This window comes from Halonatronomonas betaini, assembly GCF_015666175.1.
GTDB lineage: Bacteria > Bacillota > Halanaerobiia > Halanaerobiales > Halarsenatibacteraceae > Halonatronomonas > Halonatronomonas betaini.
Window position 1 is genome coordinate 209,207 of sequence record NZ_JADPIE010000003.1, and the last position, 21,102, is coordinate 230,308.

Annotated in this window: 21 protein-coding genes, 1 pseudogene and 1 riboswitch; all 22 genes and pseudogenes read right to left on the reverse strand. The window is 40.4% G+C overall.

Going from position 1 to position 21,102, the window contains the following annotated elements; translation table 11 throughout:
- Window positions 1-55: 55 nt before the first annotated feature.
- The 22 genes and pseudogenes from I0Q91_RS06455 to I0Q91_RS06560 all read right to left on the reverse strand — a co-directional run bounded on the left by I0Q91_RS06455 (window position 56) and on the right by I0Q91_RS06560 (window position 21,101).
- Window positions 56-910, reverse strand: a complete 855-nt coding sequence (locus I0Q91_RS06455; protein ID WP_270453610.1) for a thiamine pyrophosphate-dependent enzyme — start codon at window positions 908-910, stop codon at window positions 56-58.
- Complete coding sequence (locus I0Q91_RS06460) at window positions 910-2,589, reverse strand: 2-oxoacid:acceptor oxidoreductase subunit alpha (RefSeq protein WP_270453611.1); 1,680 nt, start codon at window positions 2,587-2,589, stop codon at window positions 910-912. Before I0Q91_RS06460 ends, I0Q91_RS06455 begins: the two co-directional genes overlap by 1 nt.
- A 17-nt stretch (window positions 2,590-2,606) precedes the next feature.
- On the reverse strand, window positions 2,607-3,134 hold the full coding sequence (locus tag I0Q91_RS06465; protein WP_270453612.1) for a type 1 glutamine amidotransferase domain-containing protein: 528 nt from the start codon (window positions 3,132-3,134) through the stop codon (window positions 2,607-2,609).
- Between the two features lies 1 nt (window position 3,135).
- Window positions 3,136-3,897, reverse strand: coding sequence for a class I SAM-dependent methyltransferase (locus tag I0Q91_RS06470; RefSeq protein WP_270453613.1), 762 nt, complete (start codon window positions 3,895-3,897; stop codon window positions 3,136-3,138).
- 17 nt (window positions 3,898-3,914) lie between these two features.
- A pseudogene (nrdD, locus tag I0Q91_RS06475) lies at window positions 3,915-4,028 on the reverse strand (anaerobic ribonucleoside-triphosphate reductase); the annotation flags it as partial.
- Window positions 4,029-4,121: 93 nt separating this feature from the next.
- Complete coding sequence (locus tag I0Q91_RS06480; RefSeq protein ID WP_270453615.1) at window positions 4,122-4,853, reverse strand: anaerobic ribonucleoside-triphosphate reductase activating protein; 732 nt, start codon at window positions 4,851-4,853, stop codon at window positions 4,122-4,124.
- Window positions 4,854-7,469 (reverse strand): ribonucleoside triphosphate reductase, encoded by a 2,616-nt coding sequence (locus tag I0Q91_RS06485; RefSeq protein ID WP_270453616.1) that lies wholly within the window; start codon window positions 7,467-7,469, stop codon window positions 4,854-4,856.
- Window positions 7,459-8,787 carry a patatin-like phospholipase family protein gene (locus I0Q91_RS06490; protein WP_270453617.1) on the reverse strand — a complete coding sequence of 443 codons (1,329 nt, stop codon included), beginning with the start codon at window positions 8,785-8,787 and terminating at the stop codon, window positions 7,459-7,461. The genes I0Q91_RS06485 and I0Q91_RS06490 overlap by 11 nt, the downstream gene beginning before the upstream one ends.
- Window positions 8,788-9,454: 667 nt before the next feature.
- Entirely contained in the window at window positions 9,455-9,922 is a 468-nt protein-coding gene (locus tag I0Q91_RS06495; RefSeq protein WP_270453618.1) for a chemotaxis protein CheX, read from the reverse strand.
- Window position 9,923: 1 nt separating this feature from the next.
- Entirely contained in the window at window positions 9,924-10,346 is a 423-nt protein-coding gene (locus I0Q91_RS06500) for a bacteriohemerythrin (protein ID WP_270453619.1), read from the reverse strand.
- A gap of 137 nt (window positions 10,347-10,483) precedes the next feature.
- A complete protein-coding gene (locus I0Q91_RS06505; protein WP_270453620.1) occupies window positions 10,484-12,895 on the reverse strand; it encodes a secretin N-terminal domain-containing protein in 2,412 nt (803 codons plus the stop codon).
- A complete protein-coding gene (locus I0Q91_RS06510) occupies window positions 12,895-13,347 on the reverse strand; it encodes a hypothetical protein (protein ID WP_270453621.1) in 453 nt (150 codons plus the stop codon). The genes I0Q91_RS06505 and I0Q91_RS06510 overlap by 1 nt, the downstream gene beginning before the upstream one ends.
- Before the next feature lie 5 nt (window positions 13,348-13,352).
- Entirely contained in the window at window positions 13,353-13,916 is a 564-nt protein-coding gene (locus I0Q91_RS06515; RefSeq protein WP_270453622.1) for a hypothetical protein, read from the reverse strand.
- Window positions 13,913-14,464 carry a PilN domain-containing protein gene (locus I0Q91_RS06520; RefSeq protein WP_270453623.1) on the reverse strand — a complete coding sequence of 184 codons (552 nt, stop codon included), beginning with the start codon at window positions 14,462-14,464 and terminating at the stop codon, window positions 13,913-13,915. Before I0Q91_RS06520 ends, I0Q91_RS06515 begins: the two co-directional genes overlap by 4 nt.
- On the reverse strand, window positions 14,454-15,554 hold the full coding sequence (gene pilM, locus I0Q91_RS06525; RefSeq protein WP_270453624.1) for a type IV pilus assembly protein PilM: 1,101 nt from the start codon (window positions 15,552-15,554) through the stop codon (window positions 14,454-14,456). The genes I0Q91_RS06520 and pilM overlap by 11 nt, the downstream gene beginning before the upstream one ends.
- 29 nt (window positions 15,555-15,583) lie before the next feature.
- Window positions 15,584-16,696: a pilus assembly PilX N-terminal domain-containing protein gene (locus tag I0Q91_RS06530; RefSeq protein ID WP_270453625.1), complete on the reverse strand. Its 1,113-nt coding sequence runs from the start codon at window positions 16,694-16,696 to the stop codon at window positions 15,584-15,586.
- Window positions 16,697-16,789: 93 nt separating this feature from the next.
- Entirely contained in the window at window positions 16,790-17,305 is a 516-nt protein-coding gene (locus I0Q91_RS06535) for a prepilin-type N-terminal cleavage/methylation domain-containing protein (RefSeq protein ID WP_270453626.1), read from the reverse strand.
- Window position 17,306: 1 nt separating this feature from the next.
- Window positions 17,307-17,762, reverse strand: coding sequence for a type IV pilus modification PilV family protein (locus tag I0Q91_RS06540; RefSeq protein WP_270453627.1), 456 nt, complete (start codon window positions 17,760-17,762; stop codon window positions 17,307-17,309).
- A 31-nt stretch (window positions 17,763-17,793) separates the two neighbouring features.
- Window positions 17,794-18,540 carry a prepilin peptidase gene (locus I0Q91_RS06545; protein ID WP_270453628.1) on the reverse strand — a complete coding sequence of 249 codons (747 nt, stop codon included), beginning with the start codon at window positions 18,538-18,540 and terminating at the stop codon, window positions 17,794-17,796.
- Between the two features lie 31 nt (window positions 18,541-18,571).
- Window positions 18,572-19,000 (reverse strand): prepilin-type N-terminal cleavage/methylation domain-containing protein, encoded by a 429-nt coding sequence (locus I0Q91_RS06550; protein ID WP_270453629.1) that lies wholly within the window; start codon window positions 18,998-19,000, stop codon window positions 18,572-18,574.
- Between the two features lie 99 nt (window positions 19,001-19,099).
- Window positions 19,100-19,540: a type II secretion system protein gene (locus I0Q91_RS06555; protein ID WP_270453630.1), complete on the reverse strand. Its 441-nt coding sequence runs from the start codon at window positions 19,538-19,540 to the stop codon at window positions 19,100-19,102.
- Window positions 19,541-19,683: 143 nt separating this feature from the next.
- A riboswitch (cyclic di-GMP riboswitch) is annotated at window positions 19,684-19,771 on the reverse strand.
- A gap of 94 nt (window positions 19,772-19,865) precedes the next feature.
- Window positions 19,866-21,101 carry a type II secretion system F family protein gene (locus I0Q91_RS06560; RefSeq protein WP_270453631.1) on the reverse strand — a complete coding sequence of 412 codons (1,236 nt, stop codon included), beginning with the start codon at window positions 21,099-21,101 and terminating at the stop codon, window positions 19,866-19,868.
- Between the last annotated feature and the right edge of the window lies 1 nt (window position 21,102).

Here is a 21,102-nt window from a genome sequence, read left to right on the forward strand (position 1 = left end):
TAATTTAATTTTAGTCAGACCAAAACCATTAACAGCTCAAGAAAATTATTTAAGCTTAAGCAAACTCCTGCATCAGATCATCATATTCAGCCGGCTCCTTATAATCCTTCACAAAACTATCTGAGAGCCAGTCAAACTTGCTCCTGAAGGGCTTCCTGGCATCATTTCTATAAATAATACCTAAAGGTATATCATCGCCCCATTCTTCAGCCTTTTCAACAGCAGCCTTATAATCAGTCGGGTCATAATCATCATCTAATAAATATGACCGCTCCTTATACCATTGATAGGTGTTAACCTTATTAAATGTCACACAGGGCTGTAAGATATCAACCAGTGCATAACCCTCATGTTCAATAGCAGCCTGCATCATCTCAATCAGGTGGTCCTGGTTGCCAACAAAGGCCCTGGCCACAAAACTGGCCCCCATGGCCACAGCAAACTTTATCGGATTAAAAGGTGCAGCAGTAATCCCATAAGGTTGCACCTCAGTCTTTATCTCCTCACCAGTAGTCGGCGAAGCCTGGCCCTTTGTCAGACCGTAAATCTGATTATCATGAACAAAATGGGCAATATCAGGATTCCTCCGGATATTATGGAGAATATGATTGCCACCTTCCCCATAGGTATCACCATCACCAGATTCAACAATAACTTTCAACTCAGGATTAACCATCCTAAAACCAAGTGCCGGCGGTAGAGCCCTGCCATGAAGCCCATTAAAGCCATTAACCCGTATATAATGAGGCATCTTAGCAGCCTGGCCAATTCCAGTAAACATCGCAACCCTATCCGGAGTAATATCCAGACCAGCCAGCGCCTCAGCCAGGGATTTCCTTAAAGGAAAGTTCCCGCAACCCGGGCACCAGGCAGTTTCACGATCAGCATCAAAAATATTCTTATCAACCATTAAGAGATCACCTCTTCTTCCAGTTCTCTAACCAGGCCATCAACATTAAATGGACGGCCATCATATTTCAAGATTCTATGATCAACAGTCAAACCAGTCTCAGCCTGAATCAAACTTGCCAGCTGACCGGTTGAATTACCCTCAACCACAACCAGCTTCGTATCATAACTCCGCTGCTTTTCAAGCTCAGCAGTCGGCAGCGGCCAGATATCAGAAAAACTCAGCATACCAATCGAATGGCCATTACCATTTAGCCGGTCCATAGCCTCCTTTAAAGCCCCATAAGTCGAACCAAATGAAACCAGCATATAATCAGGCTTATCCGGCCCGATATAAAGCGGCTCCTCATTATCTTCTCGCTTCATCTTCTCAAACTTGGCATTCCGCTTATCGACCATCTTAACCCTGGTCTCACCATCTTCAATAATAAAGCCATTCTCATCATGCTCATCACTATCAAGCAGCACAACCTCGCCTTCAAGCTGGCCAGGATAAGCCCTCGGTGAAATCCCATCCTCAGTTAGCTCATAACGCTTATATTCCTTATCCTCAGGCCATTCATTCTCATCGACAAGGTTTCTATCTATCTTAAGCTCATCAAGCTTAAATTCAGGTATAGTCGCCCCTGCATCAGCCAGATAGGCATCAGACAGAATAATTACTGGTAATTGATACTTATCAGCAATATTAAAGGCCCTGAAAGTCTGATAAAAAGCATCTTCCTGGTCTCTCGGGGCAATCACCTTCAGCGGAAACTCACCCTGAGAAGCATTAATCACAAATGAAAGATCTCCCTGCTCAGTTCTGGTCGGCAGTCCAGTCGCCGGCCCAGGCCTTTGCACCTCAGCAATAACCAGCGGAGTCTCCATAATTCCAGCCAGGCCTAAACCCTCAGCCATCAATGAAAACCCACCACCAGAAGTACCAGTCATCGCCCTGGCTCCACCAAATGACGCACCAATAGCCATATTAATCGCTGCAATCTCATCTTCAGCCTGCTCCACAGCAATTCCTAGCTTATCCTGTCTTGAAGCCAGATAATTTAAAATACTGGTAGATGGAGTCATCGGATAAGCAGCATAAAACTGAACCCCGGCAGTTGCTGCTCCAAAGGCAATCGCCTGATTACCATTAATATATAAACCTTTAACATCGCCATCAGGCAGCTCACAATCAAAAGTCGTATCAACCTTCTCATAAGCGGCATCTAAAAGCTTTACGTTATCATCATAAATATCGCCTTCACCAAACTTTTCCTTTATAACATCCTTTAAAGCATCCAGAGGAAGTCCAAGCAGTTTCCAGGCATAGCCTAAAAAGACAGTATTAACAGCCTTCGGATTAACCTCCTTGGCCATCTCTTTAGCCGGAACCTGCATGTAATCTAAATCCTTATCGCCATCAAAAAGAATAACGCCATCATCCTTAACACTATCCTGATGAATATCAACGCCATCCTCATTTAAAGCAATCAAAATATCAATCTCTTCAACCGGTCCGGCAACCTTTTCATCGCCAAACCTTATCTGCATAAAATTATGGCCGCCACGAATCCTTGACATATAATTCTTAGAACTAAAAACCGAAAATCCCAGCCTGTGCAAAGATTTACCGATTATCTGATCCACAGTCTTAAGTCCCTGACCGGCCTCACCGGCAACAACTATATTAATATCCAAAAGAATCACTCCTCGACTTATTGATTTCTTAGAAACTCCAGATTAGCCTTCATAAACGCCGGCAGATCAGCAGGCGCTCGTGAAGTAATAATATTGCCATCAACAACAACCTCTTCATTTACCCAGTGAGCACCAGCATTAACCAGATCATCTCTAATAGCCGGAGTTGAAGTCAACTCAACATCCTTAATTACATCAGCAGAAGCAAGCACCCAGCCAGCATGACAGATAGCAGCCACCAGGCCATTATTCTTAGCCTGATACCTGACCAATTTAAGCACATTCTCGCAGCGCCGGAGATAATCAGGTGCATAACCACCTGGCACAATCACACCGTCATAGTCAGCAGGGTCAATATCCTTCGCCTTATAATCAACCTCTAACGGATAACCCTCTTTACTGCCACATTCAGTACAACCATCATCCCGGCCAATCACATCAACAATTACACCGGCCTCTCTCAATCGCAAAATCGGATACCAGGCCTCCAAATTCTCATAATAATCCTCAGCCAGTACAGCAACCTTCTTTTTCAAATCAGTCACTTTAAATACCCTCCTTCTTTGTCGCTCTAATTATTAGAGGAAATGACTCCCGGGGCTCAAACTCACCGCCTCGAAAATCACCAAAACTCTCAATCTCAGCAAATCCGCTCTCCGCAAGCAGCGAAATAAAAGCCCTGCTCTTCAGCGGATAAAGGGGCACAGAATTCTTATATTTCTGCTCATCTTTAGTCCCCTTATTAACAATCAACTCAGTCTTAAAATCGATTCGACCATCATCCTTGCAGTCATAATGGCGAATAAACTCAACACCTGCCTCCTCGTTGGTAATAGTTGGCAGACCATCGACCTCATTATCCAGCACCCGGTCATAATTAACAATCTGCACAACCAGCTTACCGCCACGATGCATAACCCGGTTAATCTTCTTAATCATCGTCGAAATCTCCTGTTCATTACTCAAATGAACCAGAACATTCCCCAGGCTGTAAACACCAGAAAAATAAGGCTTCGAATAAAAAAGATCAAGGTCACGCATATCAAGCTTCTTATATTCAATCGAAAGATCAGCATCAGCCGTCTTATCCCTGGCCCTGGCAAGCATGGCCAGCTCATAATCAATCCCGACAGGTTTAAACCCCTCCTGCCTCATCTTGATCGTATAACCACCTGTACCACAACCAATATCAAGCAGAGAGGCCCCATCAGGAAGCTCACTAAAAGAATCCTTTAAAAACTCAACCTTCCCATCTTTAACAGGAAAGATCTCATCATAAAAGCGATTGAACTCCTGATAAAAGGCCATCTTATCCCCCCATTATTTTACTCAGGCTGTTTATAAGTCTTTCTATCTTCCCATTCTTCCTTCTTACCTTTATTCCACTCCGATACCGGAGATAAATAACCAACAACCCGTGAATATACTTCGCATTTCTGTTTTTTAGCCATTTTAATAGCCTCCTTTTTATTTATATCATCAATATCTAACCAAATAAAACTTATATAAATCGATAAATCTTATAAATCCTGCTAAATATTATCTCTAATTCTTACCTCTTCTATATATTTCTCTGCTAACACTTTAAACTCCTGCAAAACTTCATGACTAAATGGACTAATTTTACTAAAGTAGTCAACTAAAACCTCTTCAGGCCGAAAATTCTGGATAACATACCTGTCAAATGACCGCTCAGCCAGCTCCCTGGCAATCACCTCAATATCCTGATGCCTGATCAACTCAGGCACAACAGTCGTCCGAACCTCAACTTCAAGCTCGCCATTATCCCTGGCCTCAGTCAGAATATTGCCAGTCCGCATCAATCGCTCCCTGGCATCGCCATCACCGCCAGGGTCGCCAAGCTCATCATAGCGACCGGCCGGCAGCTTATAATCCCAGGCCACCAGATCAAGCAAGCCAGCCTCAACCAATTCTTCAAGCCGATCAGGCAACATCCCATTGGTATCAAGCTTCACCAGCAGATCAAGCTCCTTAACCCTGCCGATAAAATCCTTTAAACCTGGCTGGAGCAGCGGCTCACCGCCGGTTATTGATACACCATCAATAAAGCCAGCCCGCTCCTCAAGAATCTCCAGAATATCGTCCTCGTAATAGTAATTCTTCATCTCGCCATCAATCAACTCATGGTTATGACAGTACGGGCACCGGAGATTACAGCCAGCAGTAAAGAGCACAGTTGCAATCTGATCAGGAAAATCAATCAGACTGGTCGGCTGTATCCCGCCAAACCTGACCCCGGCCATCTATCTGGCAGCTCCAGAGTCAGACTCAGCATTCCCGGCAGCACTGCCAGCAGCATCATTTCCAGCAGCTTCAGCCTCACGCTCACATTTAGGACAGTAATAATGCTCACCGGCTAAATACCCATGCTCCGGGCAAATGCTAAAGGTTGGAGTTAAAGTATAATACGGCAGTGAAAAATTCTCAGCAATCCGTTTTACAATTTTCTTGGTAGATTCAATACTGTCAACCTTTTCACCGAGGAAACCATGGAAAACAGTTCCACCGGTATACTTAGTCTGCAGGTCATCCTGCAGTGTCAGCGCCTCAAAGATATCACTGGTCTCGCCAACAGGCAGGTGGGTCGAGTTAGTATAATAAGGATCAGCATCATCCTCAACAACCCGCTCCTGGTTGGCAGCAATTATCTCATCGCCAAACTGCTGTCTATCAAGCCTGGCCAGCCTGTAAGAAGTACCCTCAGCAGGAGTGGCCTCAAGATTATAGAGATCACCGGTCTCATCCTGATAATCAGCCATCCGTTCCTTCATCAATTCCATAACTTCCTGAGAAAACTCCTGGCCCTCCTCAGTTGCAATACTGACACCGAGGAAATTCTCAACCGACTCATTCATGCCATTAATCCCAATCGTATTAAAGTGGTTCTTCCAGTACTCACCAAACCGGTCATAAATATTTCTCAGATAAAACTTGGAATAAGGATAAAGCCCGTTATCAGCCATATTCTCAAGCAACTTCCGCTTCGTCTCCAGGCTCTCCCTGGCAGCATCCATCAACTCATAGACCCGCTCGATATAATCAGCCTTATCCTCAGCCAGATACCCGATTCTCGGCATATTTAAAGTCACAACTCCAATCGAACCAGTCATCGGATTGGCCCCAAAGAGCCCGCCACCTCTTTTTCTTAATTCACGGTTGTCTAACCTGAGGCGACAGCAGTTATGGGTAATATTGCCATCAGAATGCACAAAATAATGATTCTTCTCAAGCTCAATATCATAAAACTCCTGCTGATAATCAAGCTCCTCACTGACAATACCTTCAATGCCAGCAATCTCATATTCCTTATCACTTAACTCTCCATCAAAACTATCACCGGCAAGAATAGTATCTCCATTCTCCATTACTAATAAAGAATCTTCCTCAACAATATCCTTGGCCTGTCTGGTTACAATCCCATCCCCAGTATAAACAGCAACTAAATGATCAGCCGAAACCTTCATCGTCTTGCCATCATTGGCAGTAATAGTAACCAGCCTGTCATCTTCTATCTTCAAGAATTTATCAATCCTGGCCCATTCCAGTTCACCAGTTTCAGGATCAAGTGAAATAGCCTCAATATCAGCAGATGGCTTAAACCATTCATCATCAAGCCTCTCGCCGGCAAACTCCTCAGCCAGCTCGCCGATACTATATTTCTTTATCTCTCCATCAACCTTTATCATAATCGCCTCTTCAGGATGCAGACACATCGATCTGGCATCCTCCGGATCCATATCAGAATTAATAAAATTAGAAAAGTAGGGAATCCCGTATTTAGCAGTCATCTCCCAGACCGGATCCAGCACCGGATTATCCCATTCAAAATCAGAAGTAATATTATAAGTCGGAATCGGAAAAGAAAACATCCTGCCCTTGGCATCACCGGAAATCATCAGCTCGGCAAAAGCCCTGTTTAACATATCCATCTCTTCCTGGAACTCACTATAAGTCTTCTCCATCCTCTCGCCGCCAATAATCACCGGCTCATCCTCAATAAACTTCGGAACCTTTAAATCCATTGTAATATTGGTGAATGGCGTCTGAAAACCAACCCTGGTCGGCACATTAATATTATATAAAAACTCCTGCATGCACTGCTTAACTTCCTCGTAATCCAGCCCATCATAATGGATAAATGGCGCCAGATATGTATCAAAATTAGAAAATGCCTGGGCACCGGCAGCCTCACCCTGGAGCGTATAGAAAAAGTTAACAACCTGTCCCAGCGCAACCTTAAAATGCTTCGGTGGGCCACTCTCTATCTTACTCTCAACCCCCCTGAATCCAGTCAACAGCAGGTCCTGCAGATCCCAGCCACAGCAGTACACACTCAGATTCCCCAGGTCATGGATATGCAAATCGCCATCCATATGGTAATCCCTTATCCTATCAGAATAAATCTCCTGGAGCCAGTACTGGCCGGTAATCTCCGAGGCAATATAATTATTTAAACCCTGCAAAGAAAAGCTCATATTCGAATTCTCATTGACCTTCCAGTCAGCTTTTTCCAGATAGCTATTCATCGCCCCAATTGCATCATTAAAGAGCTTTTTAGTATCCCTTAACTTGCTATGTTTCTCTCTGTATAAAATGTAAGATTTAGCAACCTCGGCATGGCCCTTCTCAATTAATACCTTCTCGACCAAATCCTGTACCTGCTCAACGTCAGGCATCGCATCGCTATCCTTATAAAAAATCTTTAAATACGATAGCACCTCATTGGTAACTTCCTTGGCAATCTCTTCAGCTCCGTCAACCTCAGCCGCCTGAACAGCCTTCTCCACAGCAGCAAAAATCTTATTCGGATTAAACTCAACCTCTTCGCCATTTCTCTTTCTGATATACTTAATTGTCATCATTCTCCTCCTTGCTATTATTACTCATAACGCCACCATCTAAACCATCATCACTATCCAAACTCTCATTATCAACATCTATACTTGCTAGCTCCAGCCTCTCTCGATGCTGGAAAAAACCATCAAATAAAGTCGTAACAAGCTCCAGCGCCAGGTCATCCCTGACAGCCCTGGATAATAACTCATTCTGCTTCAAAAAGTCAGGAATCTCCTTAAAATCAAGCTCCAGGCCGGTCTGATACCGCTTTTCAATCATCCTGACAAACTCGGAAAAATCATAGATCTCATAGGGCTCAATCTCCAGCTTGGCCGCCAGCACCTCTAAAGCAGCTATCAGCAACTCCCGGTAGCCAACAGTCTCATCAAGCTCTAACAATCCCTGCAGTCTGGGAATTATCTTCTCAAAGAGCAGCCGCCTTGCCGGAAAATCCTTGCAGCCAAGCAAACGCCCGGCCTCCAGCACCGAGGCATTGTCAATCGTCTGCCATAGCTGAAAATAATAATCCTCGTCTTCATCGGCCCGAATATAATAATTGGTTCCCTTAAGATTCTCATAATGCCGCCAGGTATCAAGATAGCCCAGCCTGATATTATGCTCAATCCGCTCAGGCACAAACTCCAGCACCCGGCCTAAATCCTCAGTCGGCCCGATATACTGCACCGATACCGAAACCTCATCATCAACTGGCCTAATCCGCCCTGAACCATAAGTCCTGATAGCAATAATCTCATTGTAACCCCTGCCAGCCAGCATATTTATCGGCAAATTATCATGAACAGCTCCGTCAATAAACCGCTTGCCATCCAGCTTCTCCCCCTTAAATGCCGGCAGATAGGAACTGGCAATCAAATACTCCACTAGCTTACCCTCAGGAATATCCTCAATAAAAAGCTCTAAAGGCTCAAAATCAGTCAGTGAATATGTAACCAGACCAAAATCCAGCTGACTGCTTCGAACCTTGTCTTCATCAACAAACTCATCTAAATATCTTCTTATATGCTCAACATCAATCCCCTTATTTTCAAAGATATTTTTTATCCTGCCAAAAATTCTACCAAAATTATTTCTATCTAAATTCAAATTCATCAGATCAGAAAGATCCTCAGTCGACATTTTAAAGATCTCCTCCGGATCAATAGCCATCCAGAGATCCTTCGCCTTCTCAAAATCACCCTGAGCAATCATTGCGCCATTAATAGCACCAATCGAAGTCCCGGTGATTCCAGATATTTCAATATCCATCTCCAGCAGCGCCCTATAAGCACCTAACTGATAAGAGCCCTTAGCTCCACCACCTTCAAGGACCAGTCCACGCATAAGCACCCCACCCCACTATATATTGTGTGAATTAACCTGCTATCACTAATAATACCACAAAATAAGCAAATAATAAACCCCAAAACAAATAATTTTATCAATTACTTTTCGACAATTTTCCAACCCGGGTTAGACCTATCTAGACCTTTCCAGAAAATATTACAAAAGCATAAAATTATAATATTTATGAACAAAAAAATAACCGACTATATAATTTCTATCCACTCAGGATATATAGTCGGTCTAATCTTAATACGCTATAAATACGCTCATTCTTCGGTCCGGCTTCGGTTCAGCTTCGCTCTAGATTCCCTATAGATTCGGTTCAGCTTCGCTATAGATTCGCTCTAGCTACCCTCAAGGGCCAAAATTTCTCTATACTCAATACAAGTATCCTCCACAACTGCTCCAGGTTTCCTCCGGGAATGCTCCGGGAATGCTCCGGGTCTCCTCCGGGATTGCTCCGGCTCAAGTCCAGTCCAAACCCGGCCAGAACCCACTCCTGGCCCCAATCAGCTCTGGTTCCACAATAAATAACATAATTTACCAGCAAACATCGCCCGCCAGCACCTCACTAAACCTATCACAGATCACCAATAATAACGTTATCTAATTATATCACCAGAGCCAGCCAGAGTAAATAGCCCCCTGGTGCATCTAATAAAAATTACTCACTTTCTTTCACAGAAAGATTAATCTCAAAATCACCAATCTCAGTCTCCAGCGGAATCACTAAAGCCTGATCATTCGCCATCGAAAACGACTTGTTCTTCCCGATCATAATCTGCGGAGAAACAATATCACAATCAAAATCATTCTCAGCCAGATATGTAGTCGCATTTCCACTGATTATATTGGCAATCTCACCAACAGCAGACGAGACAAACTTATCAATCTCATCCATCTCCATACCAGACATAATCCTCACCATCTCCAGGGTCATCTCCTCAGAGAAACTATAATGAATCGAGCCATTCAAACTCCCTGTCAACCCGATAATCACATTGGCATCGCTGCCAACAATAGCATCATCCTCAACAAGCCTTAAATCTCCTCGAGTAACCTCAAGACCAAGCATAGTATTCAACACATCTGAAGTCGCCTGATAGATTGGATTAACAAACTCAGCTTTCATCCTACTCATCCTCCCCATCTAATGAATCAGCATAATCACTTATCTTCTGATCAGTATTGGCCACATGATTTATCAGCCAGGCCATCAACTTTCCGCTAAACTCCAGGGCTAAATCCTTCTCATAGCCCTCTTTTTCAAACTTCTCAGCAAAATCAGCAATCTCACTCTTAAACTGCTCATGAATCTCCTTATGTTCTTCTCGCTCAGGATAACCGATCTCCTCCTGATACTCCTCCTCAGAGTCAAAATGCTCCACAACATAATCACCCATAAAACTCAAAGTCTTCTTAATCTCAGGAATCTTAGGCTCCCAATCGCCATCACTCCGCAGCACAGTTATAAAATCACTCAACCGCTCAAAGAGCTCCTTATGCTGCCTGTCAACTTCCTCGACCCCTATCTTATAGGAATCTTTCCACATCATAAAAACCAACCTCCATTATAAGATTAATTACTATTATATTATAGCACCAAATCCAATGAATATAAAGTCCTACATGAGAAAAATCCTGCTTCCAAAGCAGGATCCCTCTCAAATCACAGTATCATACTGGGCTTAATCTATCTAGTATAGGGGAGAACAACCACTGTTCCAGCATTTATATCATTATTCTCAAACCGATTGGCCTCTACAATCCGCTCGGCAGTAAGTCCAGTCCGCTCAGCCAGCTCAAGCACAGTAGTATCAGTATCAACCTCATATGCCTGATTACCAGCCATCATTATACTATATTCATAACGACCATCAGCCTCATAATAACTGATATCATCTGCACTCACATTATATAAATCCATCAGATACTCATCAGAATACTGCTGGTCAGATACAAACTCAAACTCATAAATCTCAGCCCGATCATCCCGGCGGTCCATTCTGGCCCTGAAAGTTATCTGCTTAAGCTCATCCATCGCCGGCCTGTCAACAGGTCCAGTCTCTCTATCTTCAGCCTGGGCCATTATCTCAGCCATAACATCTTCAACCCGCCTGGCAGTCCGTTCCTCGGCGTCAGCATAGGCATCCTCGTCAGCATCAGCATCATCAGCATCATCTTCCTCATCAAGATCAATCGGCTGGGCCTCAACCTCGGCCTCATCATCGACATCCTCAAGATCAGTATCAACATCAGGCCTGTGGCTGTCATCGACATCCATCAGCTTATCCTCATCTATAATCCCCTGGCTGTCAAAATTAACCTCGCCATCTCTAATATCAATCACAGAATCGGCATCATCAAAGCCTTCAGCTGAAATATCAACAATCCTCGGAGTAATAAAGATAACAACCTCAGTTCTATCTCTATCCTCATCCCGGCGTCTAAAGAGATTGCCTAATATCGGCAGGTCACTTAATAGCGGCACACTTCTAATCTGCTCGCTAAAGTCATCCTGTAAGAGTCCACCAATTGCAAAGGTCTGGCCGTCTCTTAAAGATATCTGGCTCTCAATCTCTCTGGTCTGGATTACCGGCAGCAGTGCCTCTGAAGCCTCAGCACCCAGGCTGGAAACCTCAGGAGCCATATCTAAAGTAATCGTGCCATCTTTAGTAATAGTCGGTGTAAAGTTCAGCGTAATACCAACATCTCTATATTCAAACTCATCAACAACCCGTCCGGCATCAGTCTCCCGCTCGCCAACCTTTACCGGTACCTGGTCGGCAATTACCAGCGAAGCCTCTTCGCCATCAAGGGTCATCAGTCTCGGCCTGGCTAGAGTCTGGGTTGCAGATTCAGAATCAAAGAATCTAAATAACTCAGGCAGGTCCAGGTCCACACCTGTTATACTGCCATTATCATAATTAACCCCGATAGTCGTGAAATCCTGGAGTTCACCAACATCAATTCCCCGCTCTTCCAGTTGACTGTGTGATATCTCCTCAATTCTGGCCTCAAGCATCAACTGTTTCCTCGGCTGGTCAACTTCAGCAATCAGATCACTGACCCGCTCCAGCACACGCTCCTCGGCCCGGACAATCATCGTCCTGTCAGTCTGGTTCTTGCTCAGCTCAATATCATCCTCAAAATTCCTGACAATCTCCTCTAAATCATCCAGAGGCAGATAATCGACCTGAAATTTCCTGTGATCAATAACCTGTTCCCGCTCATCTAAATCAGGCAGAGCCTCGGCAATCTGCTCGACCTGTCTGGCAGGCCCTTCAAGGAATAAATTGCCATCTTCTATCCTGACATTAACAGTACCTATATCCCTGCTCCGCTCAAGCTCTTCCAACAGCTCCTCAGCCTCCAATTCCTGAGGTCTGTAGCGCTGGCTCACAGTTCTATCCGGACGGTCCAGGTCACCAATCAGGCTCTCAACATCTTCCATCTTCCGGCCCTGGCCGCTGACAATAATATCGCCAACAGACTCCCTGGCCCTCACAACTAGGTCAGGAAAGAACTCACTGAGATAATCAGAGACCTCATCGGCACTCTGATACTCAACATTAAAGACCCTGACAACCTCCTGGCTCGGCTGGTCTAAATCGCCGATAAAATCAATAACCTCGGCCAGACGGTCTTCTCTGCCAAAGAGCACAAGTCTCGCCTGCTCGCTAAGAGCCTGGGCAGAAATATCAGGATAGGCCTCAGCTAAAATTTCAACTCCCTCATCTGCCTCCAGATAACTCAACTCATATATCTCCCTGACAACCTCATCATATATGTCACCAAGCCTATCAGGTGTGGCCACAATTATAATATCATCGACGACTCTGTAATCTAAATCCTTTATGTTTAAAAGATGGGTAAATGCCTCATAAAAGCTCACATTCTCAAGCTGGACAGTCACCTCACCCTGGGCAGAATCATCGACAACGATATTTCTGCCGCTAATAACTGCCAGTGAACGGACCACATCTTTAATATCAGTAGAGCGATAATCTAAATCAATATAAGTATCGCCCATTACAGTAGTTGTAGTAAGAAATAATAATAAAAGGGGTATAATAAATAGTACTGCCTTATTCTTTATTTTCATTAAGCTCCACCTCCAACCTGCAAGTTAAAATCCTGTCCATCCCGTCTAAAGACTGCCTCACCATCAGCAAAATCAACAAATTGATAACCATCATAACTCTGTCCTGCCCTCAACAGTTCAGGTACTGCTCCATCCTCAATTATCAGTACAACTCTGCCCCCGCTTCTAACCATGCCATTTATGCTAAATTCCGGCGGACTCACCTCTTCAACTTCCTCCTCGGCCTCGGCATCAGGTGCCGGACTCGGTGCCGGTCCGGGCTCTGGCTCTCTCGGCCGCTGGTCAGCAAAGGGATTCCTTAAAAGCTGCAACTCCTCATCTAAGAGCCTCACCTCCGAGGCAAATTCACTCATCGCATCCTCAACATCAAGCTCCAGGGCACCAACCCCTGGCCCAAACCCAAGTATTAAAACAGCGATTATTATAACCGATATAAATTTAGATAATTTCATAATAATCACTCCCCGTTACTTTCTACTTCATTGCTTTCAGCTTCAATAAACTCTCGCAATTCATCTGGTTGATGGAAGAAGAAGCTCATATTAGTAGTGATCTCTTCATCATTTACAGATAAATTAAAATCTTCAACTACCAACCTGTAATCCCAGTTATCAACCATTCTAGAAAAATCTAAAATTGGAAAAAAGTTTCCTGTGAATGTCATTTGTAATGGAAGCCCGTCTTCTCTTTCTCCCTTACTGTATTCTTCGATATTCACTCCTGTTTCTTGTGAAAAAACATTTATTGCAGCTAATATCTCTTCAGGCTCTCTAATAGCCGCTTCTAATAACTCAGCTCTTTCTTCTTCTAAAGCAGCAAGTTCATCCTCTAATTCAGGTATTTGGCTAACCCTTTCCACTGCAATTGTGTGCTGATCAATTAAATCATTTATTTCATTTTGAACCATTTCTTGTTCTTCAACAATAGGTTGGTATAAAAAATAATAATATCCACCAGCTATTAAAGCTACTAAAGCAATCAATAATAATATTTTTTCTCTTCTAGATAACCTCCCTATCATATTGATTCCTCCTCATCATCAGCATCATCTTGACCAGTAATCACATCTCTGGTATGCATATTTACAGTTAAATTGAATTGGTATATATTATCTCTTTGAAATCTCTCTAAAGAAACTAATGAAAAAACATCTGATTCAAAAACATTTCCAACCATATTAAGTATTTCATTTATATTTTGTGCATGACCAAAAATTGTTAATTGTCCATTTTCATAGATGATTTCTTCAAATCCAATACCTTCTGGCAAAATAACTCCGAATTCCTGAAATGCCGGTGCTATTGCATATCTTTCAACTTCAACTTCTTCAGGTAATCTAAAGTTATCTATTTGCTCCTGGAGATCAAAGTAAACTTCTTCTTGTGGTCTGATCTCTGCCAGTCTATCTTCCCACATATTTCTTTCTCTCTCTAATCCCTGTAATTCTACATAATTCAAATAGTAATTCAAAGCTGGAACAGCTATAGCCAGAATTATTACTAAAGCAGCAGCTACCTCAAGCCAGTTAACATGTAAGCTCTTATCTTCTTCGAGTAAGTTAATTCTCATTATGAATCACCTCACTGGCAACAAGCCCTGAAGCTACAGCCATTCTGCCTTCTTCACCTGGAGAAGTACTGTTTTTAACATTAAAGCTATCATAAGGATTAATATTTACAGTCTCAAGACCCAGGTTTTCAGCTATATAATCTTTCAGGCCATATAACCTGGAGCCTCCTCCTGTTATATATAATTTTTCCAGATCTTTATTAGGGTTTCTCTCCCTGTAATATTCCATCGACCTATTTATTTCAACGAGTAATTCATCTGTTAATTTTTTCATTCTGGTCTGATGATTATTTTCTTCCGCAAAGCCTGAGACAACCATTTCAAAATCAGTCTCTTCCTCATCCTCAACTTTCTCAGGAGTAAAATCCGTTCTCTTTTTGGCCTCATCAGCCTCCTGCCAGCTCATCTCCTCATCTTTAAATATCCTGGTATAACTATTACCGGCAATATCAACAGATCTACTTAAGTAAAACTCATCACTGCTTGCTATTAATATTCTGGTCTTATTTGCACCAATATTAATTATTGCTGAATTATCATCTAAATTGTTTTGATAATTAAGCAGTGATATTAATCCTAATTCCTGCATGTTGGCAACTCTAGCTCTATAACCAATCCTTTCAAAGACTTCTCTGTAATCGTCTAAGATATGCTGGGGCATTAAAGCCAGTAAAACCTCAAAGTTTTCTTCATCCTCCTCTAAAATTAAAAAATCGGAAGCGACTCTCTCCGGGGGCAGGTTTAAATATTCCTGGACCTCCCAGTGTAATGCTTCCTCAAGCTCATTGTATGGCATGGCAGGCACTTGAACTCTTCTGACAAACTCCTGGCCAGCTGCCGGCGAAAATATTATTAAACCAGGTTTTATTCCAGCTTCATTAAATAGATCTTCAAGTTTGTTGCTAACCACTGATATGTCATCAATCTGGCCATTATGAATTGCACCATGGGGGATAGTCTCAAGACCGCTCTTTAAAACCTTGACACTATCGCCCCTGGCTTTACAATGGACAGCCTTTAAGCTATGATGACCAAAATCTACAGCAGTATATTTAACTCCTGTCAGTTTCTTCAATGGATTTCTAGGCAAGACACATCAACTCCCTATATAACAATTTATTAGTTCAATTGTCTCCAAACAATGCTATCTAATTCACCTTCAATTGGTAATGCTAAATCAATCATAGGGCCACCTTCAATATATGTCATACCGAAATTACCTGTTGTATAGACCTTATCTGCTATAACTCCACCAGTAATGTCAGCAGTTCCACTTAATTCTAATTCAGTATATGGTGCATATATATAAACATTGCCATTAATAGTACCATTTAATGTTACATTTTCATCCATTAAATATAATATTATATTAGCATCATTTTCTGTTTTTATAGTTGAATTTCCATCCAAATTGAATGAATCATCAACATATAAATGAACTGTTTCATTATAATCATTAGATTTATTTTCAGTTCCTTTTACAACAAGTTGATCATTAACACCACTATAATCAAAATTATCTGAATAAACAAATCGATGTCTATTACCTTCCTCATCAGTTGTATAATTTTCTTCTTCTTCATTGAACTCAAAAGTTTCAGCACTATCAATATCAGTGCGAATATCTTCTTCTCTTGCATTATTTAAAAAGAAAGAAGAATCTATATCAGGAAATTCTAAACCTGCTTCATAAATTATTTCTCCATCTATTTTCTCTTGTGAAATTTTATTTTTGTCAGTTTCATTAGTAGCAACATTACCTATAATCATTTCATTACCTGTATTGGTTACAGAAACATCATTTCCAGCTATAGCATTTTCAAAAAATCCACTCTGTAATTCAGTCAGAAATTGAACTTGCAACTCTATTTGTCTTTCTACTCCATTAAATTCACCAATAGACTTAAATGTCCTAGAGCCTGTTTTTTGATCCATCAAATATAAGGAAAAAGATTCATTTCCAGATTCACTGTATCCTTTATTAATAAAAGGTTGTTCAGAGTTAACATTAAGACTAGAATAATTATCATTATAAATATAATTAGATTTTAAAAATTCAACACCTGCATCAGCAGCATAAAAAGCCTGATTTCTATCTAATTCATTTCCGCTAAACCTTGTATTAAAAGTAGTTGCAGCTAATAAACCTCCAGCAAGCCCGGCAACAACAACCAACATAATCAAAACCAATATAAGTGCAGCACCATTATCATTATTAATATTTTCAAACATTTTTATATCCCTCCTCTTTATGAGAAGACTATTGCAAATATAACTTATCATTATTATTCTTCACTATAGGTAAAAACTCCTGCAAGCTTCTTATCAATTTCCTAGATTTCTAGATTTAATATTTAAATTTCTTTTTGCAGTACCTTCTTCATCACTAACAATAATTTCAAGTTTAAATATATTGCCTTCTTTATTTATTTCGAATTCATCAATAAAACCACTAAAACTTTGATCTCCAGCAAAACTTAGATCAAGATTCCCATCTACAAAAATTCCTAATGAACGATTACCTTCATTAAACACAATTTCTATATCAACATGCTCTTCTTTAGTTGGATGAAAGCCTCTAAAATTCCATGGATTCCCATTATCAAACTCGCCATCTTCATGACTAGTCATAGACCGCAAGTATCCAGCAACTTCAGTTTTAATCAGCTCAGCTTTCTGCCCTGCACTCATTCTCCTGGTACTTGAAAAAAATACGTCTGATGCTTGAATAAACATAGTTGCTACTAAGGAAAAAACAAAACCCATTAATAATATTGTTATAAGAAGTTCTATTAATGTTAGTCCTTTTCTATTATTTAAAACATTCCTTATACCTATCATTTTAGTCACCTTCCGACTCATTATTTTGTTCTTCTGAATGTAATGTAACTAATCTATGAGTCCTCGGTTCGCCTCTTTCCTGCCATTTTAATTCAACAGTTATTCTATATAAACCAACATTTCCATCATAATCTTCTTCAATTTTTATATAAGAACTTTCCTGATCCAATTCATTAAAAAATAAATCCTCATCATTGAAACTATTATCTACAAATTCATTATATTTTATAGTTTCATAATCTTCGCCACCTGCAGTATCTGGAACTCCATTATCTTTTATAAACTCAACAATCCCACTGGCTAAATTATTAGCCTCCATCCTAATACTAACCTCAGCCTCACTCTGCAATCCAACTAACATAGCCCCGGCAAAACCACCAACTAATGCAAATAATAAAACGAGAGCAATTATAACCTCAATCAGCGTTAATCCATCCTCTTGCTTTAATTTTCTCATAATAATTGCCCCCCTTCAATTAACTGCATTACTAAATAAATATACTTAAATAAAATTCCCATAAATAATCGCCCCAGAACCAGAATATCAATGAAGCACCAGCAAGAAATGGTCCAAAGGGCAACTTGCTTTTTCTACTCAATTCTCCTGAAAGAATACCAGGCAAACTCGCCAGAAGCCCTAACAATGCTCCAATAAAAATAGCTGCAAAAGCAGAAAGTGGTCCTAAAAAAGTTCCAACCATTGCCATTAATTTTATATCTCCGCCACCGAGGCCACCTTTACTTGCATAAGCTATAATTAACAGAAATCCTCCGGCTACTAAAAGCCCTAAAATCGCATTAAAAACAGTAATATCAGGCCTGAATATGCTTAATATAAGTCCTACAAATAATCCACCAATAGTTATACTATCTGGTAAGATCTGATGATCATAATCAATTAAAGTCAATACTATCAATATCGAAGACAAAATCAAGCCTGCTATCAAATTCATAATATTATAATATAATTGCAAATAATTAATAACAAACACTATGCCAGTAACAAGCTCAACTGCTGGATATCTTAAAGAGATTTTTGTATCACATGAACTGCATTTACCTTTTAAAACAATATAACTAATAACAGGTATTAACTCAATTGGGGATAGCCTATGATCACATTCAAGACAGTGAGAAGGCGGTTTAATAATTGATTTCCCCTCAGGAACCCGATAAATAACAACATTTAAAAAACTGCCTATAACCAATCCTAGTATAAAAATAATTAATATCATATAAAACCTTCCCATCAATTCAACTATTAATTTACTCTAAAGATAGATTTTCATCCAGATCATATCTAAAGCCATAAACATTTGAAATAACTAAATATTTGTCCTCTGCTTTTACTGAAAAAAGATAATCACCATCAACATTTTCATAAACATAAATATCAGATGAATCCCCTAAATAATTTACTATTTCAGCCAGTGCATCCGACTCTTTTTTAAATTCACTAATAAAATTATCTGTATTATCAAAATCAGGGTATTCGTCTTCTAAATAATTGTGACTTTCTATCTCTGTCATCACAGTTCTCATATTAACTCTAATAACTTCCATAGGAACCGGGTCAGCCAGGCCAATAACATTTGGGATTGCAATAGCAGCAATAGTGCCGACAATTAGAACAACGACTAAGAGTTCAACCAGGGTAAAGCCTTTATTGTTTAATAATAATTTTTTTTTAAGCAATGGCATCCCTCCATTAATATTACCAATAAGCTGTGTATTAAAGATACAGCTTATTGGTAATAATCATTTATAATTATAATAGATACTTAAGGAGTTAAATCAATCATCAGGAAAAGTTACTATATCAGTAGGTTCACTTTCAAATCCTGAAGAAATAGTTATTGTTTCAAAGTCACCGTCAAATTCAAAAACAGCCCAATAACCGGTAGTTTCTGAATCATCAGCTGCATTATTAGAATAAAACTTAAATGTTCCAAAATCCTCAGCTAAACCAATTAATTCTTTAAAGGTATCAGAGTCATCAAAATCATTTAGATCATCAGCATCTGTGATAGTCGGTAAATCACGTTCATTCTGAAGCCTAAAAGCTTCTATTTCTGTAGCTAAAGCTCTCATATTAGCTCTAACAACAGGTTCATCTGCCTCGTCAGTTAAATCTAAAATATTCGGTATAGCTATAGCTGCAAGCACACCAATAATAACAACAACGATTAATAATTCAATCAATGTAAAACCAGCATTGTTTCTTAATTTTCTCATTATAATTCCTCCTGTTTAATATTATTTTTTAATCACTATCTCAACTCCACTTTTCCCTGCTCCTGTTTTTTCGTGTTTTCACCTCCTACTCCATACTGTGTTAAAAATTTATCACAGCCGGTTGATATTTAAACCGACCTCGATAGAATCTGGCCGGTTGCACCACTGGCTCCAATCGGTCTCAGGGTGCCCAGGTGATCCAGACCGGTCTTCACAGCCTCCAAACTACTATATCTATCTATATTTATTAGATATCACAATTATATCATAATATTTTCGCCATAGTCAATAAGTCTCAATGATTCTAGGATGACGCAAAGAAATTTTAAATAGCTGTATATACACCAAATAATGGTAGTAAGACTGATGCAACTATACCGCCAACAACAATAGCAAGCATTACTATCAAGAATGGTTCTATCAAAGAGATACTTCCATCAATTGCAGCCTCTACCTCTACATCATAAAAATCAGAAAGTCTGTTTAACATCTCTTCCATATTACCAGTTTCTTCACCAACTTTTATCATCTGGATAACCATCGGTGGAAATTCTTCACTTTTGGCTAAAGGCTGAGACATGTTAACACCTTCTCTAACTCTTGACCTGGTTTCTATTAAGATATCAGCATAAACTTCATTTCCAACAACATCTTCAAGTACCGGCAGGGCATTCATTATATTTACTCCACTTTTCATTAATAGAGATAAAGTACTTGCAAACCTGGATATAGTTATTTTCATTATTAAATCGCCGACAACAGGTACTTTTAATATCAATTTATCAAAATTCCTTTTACCTCTTGGAGTGTTCTTGTACGATCTTATACCGAGTACAATCAATATAATACCAATCAACATTATCCACCAGTAACTATTTACAAAGTTGGTAACCCCAATTAATATAACAGTCGGTAAAGGCAGGTCTCCCCCAAGGCCAACTAGCATGTCTGTAATACTTGGTAGTACAAAACCAATTAAGATTAAAACAGCTATTAAGCCAACACCTAAAACAGCAGCCGGATAATACAGAGCTGATTTAACCTCTTTATTAATTTTATCTCTCCGTCGGTAATATTCTACCAGTTCTGCTAAAACCTCATCCAGCACACCACCTGTTTCACCTGCTTTTATCAAATGAATAAATAATGATGGAAAATAGTCAGGATGTTTCTTAAAGGCTTCAGTTAATGTTTCACCGGCTTCAACATCACTTATTACTTCACCTAGCATCTCTTTAACATGTTTCTTGTCCACCTGGTCTCTCATAATTTCAAGTGAACCAACCAGTGGTATTCCAGCAGCTATTAAAACTGAAAACTGCTGTGAAAAATAAGCCAGTTCAGCTATACTAAAACCATGTTCCCAAAATTTTAACTCTTCTAGCTCTATATTACCAAACAACCCGCCAGACTTTTCAGACTCTTTCTCACTTATCGAAACAATATAAAGTCCTCTATCCCTTAGCTGTCTGGCCACATCATCTCTGGCACCGGCACTTAGCTCACCGCCAACAAGTTCGCCATTCTTCCGCCTTGCCTGATAATTAAACTCTGGAGACATA

Coding starts and splice junctions, on each gene's coding strand:
- I0Q91_RS06455 (WP_270453610.1), bottom strand. CDS start 910: ATGGTTGATAAGAATATTTTTGATGCTGATCGTGAAACTGCCTGGTGC.
- I0Q91_RS06470 (WP_270453613.1), bottom strand. CDS start 3,897: ATGGCCTTTTATCAGGAGTTCAATCGCTTTTATGATGAGATCTTTCCT.
- I0Q91_RS06480 (WP_270453615.1), bottom strand. CDS start 4,853: ATGGCCGGGGTCAGGTTTGGCGGGATACAGCCGACCAGTCTGATTGAT.
- I0Q91_RS06485 (WP_270453616.1), bottom strand. CDS start 7,469: ATGACAATTAAGTATATCAGAAAGAGAAATGGCGAAGAGGTTGAGTTT.
- I0Q91_RS06490 (WP_270453617.1), bottom strand. CDS start 8,787: ATGCGTGGACTGGTCCTTGAAGGTGGTGGAGCTAAGGGCTCTTATCAG.
- I0Q91_RS06495 (WP_270453618.1), bottom strand. CDS start 9,922: ATGAAAGCTGAGTTTGTTAATCCAATCTATCAGGCGACTTCAGATGTG.
- I0Q91_RS06500 (WP_270453619.1), bottom strand. CDS start 10,346: ATGATGTGGAAAGATTCCTATAAGATAGGGGTCGAGGAAGTTGACAGG.
- I0Q91_RS06505 (WP_270453620.1), bottom strand. CDS start 12,895: ATGAAAATAAAGAATAAGGCAGTACTATTTATTATACCCCTTTTATTA.
- I0Q91_RS06510 (WP_270453621.1), bottom strand. CDS start 13,347: ATGAAATTATCTAAATTTATATCGGTTATAATAATCGCTGTTTTAATA.
- I0Q91_RS06515 (WP_270453622.1), bottom strand. CDS start 13,916: ATGATAGGGAGGTTATCTAGAAGAGAAAAAATATTATTATTGATTGCT.
- I0Q91_RS06520 (WP_270453623.1), bottom strand. CDS start 14,464: ATGAGAATTAACTTACTCGAAGAAGATAAGAGCTTACATGTTAACTGG.
- I0Q91_RS06530 (WP_270453625.1), bottom strand. CDS start 16,696: ATGTTTGAAAATATTAATAATGATAATGGTGCTGCACTTATATTGGTT.
- I0Q91_RS06535 (WP_270453626.1), bottom strand. CDS start 17,305: ATGATAGGTATAAGGAATGTTTTAAATAATAGAAAAGGACTAACATTA.
- I0Q91_RS06540 (WP_270453627.1), bottom strand. CDS start 17,762: ATGAGAAAATTAAAGCAAGAGGATGGATTAACGCTGATTGAGGTTATA.
- I0Q91_RS06545 (WP_270453628.1), bottom strand. CDS start 18,540: ATGATATTAATTATTTTTATACTAGGATTGGTTATAGGCAGTTTTTTA.
- I0Q91_RS06555 (WP_270453630.1), bottom strand. CDS start 19,540: ATGAGAAAATTAAGAAACAATGCTGGTTTTACATTGATTGAATTATTA.
- I0Q91_RS06560 (WP_270453631.1), bottom strand. CDS start 21,101: ATGTCTCCAGAGTTTAATTATCAGGCAAGGCGGAAGAATGGCGAACTT.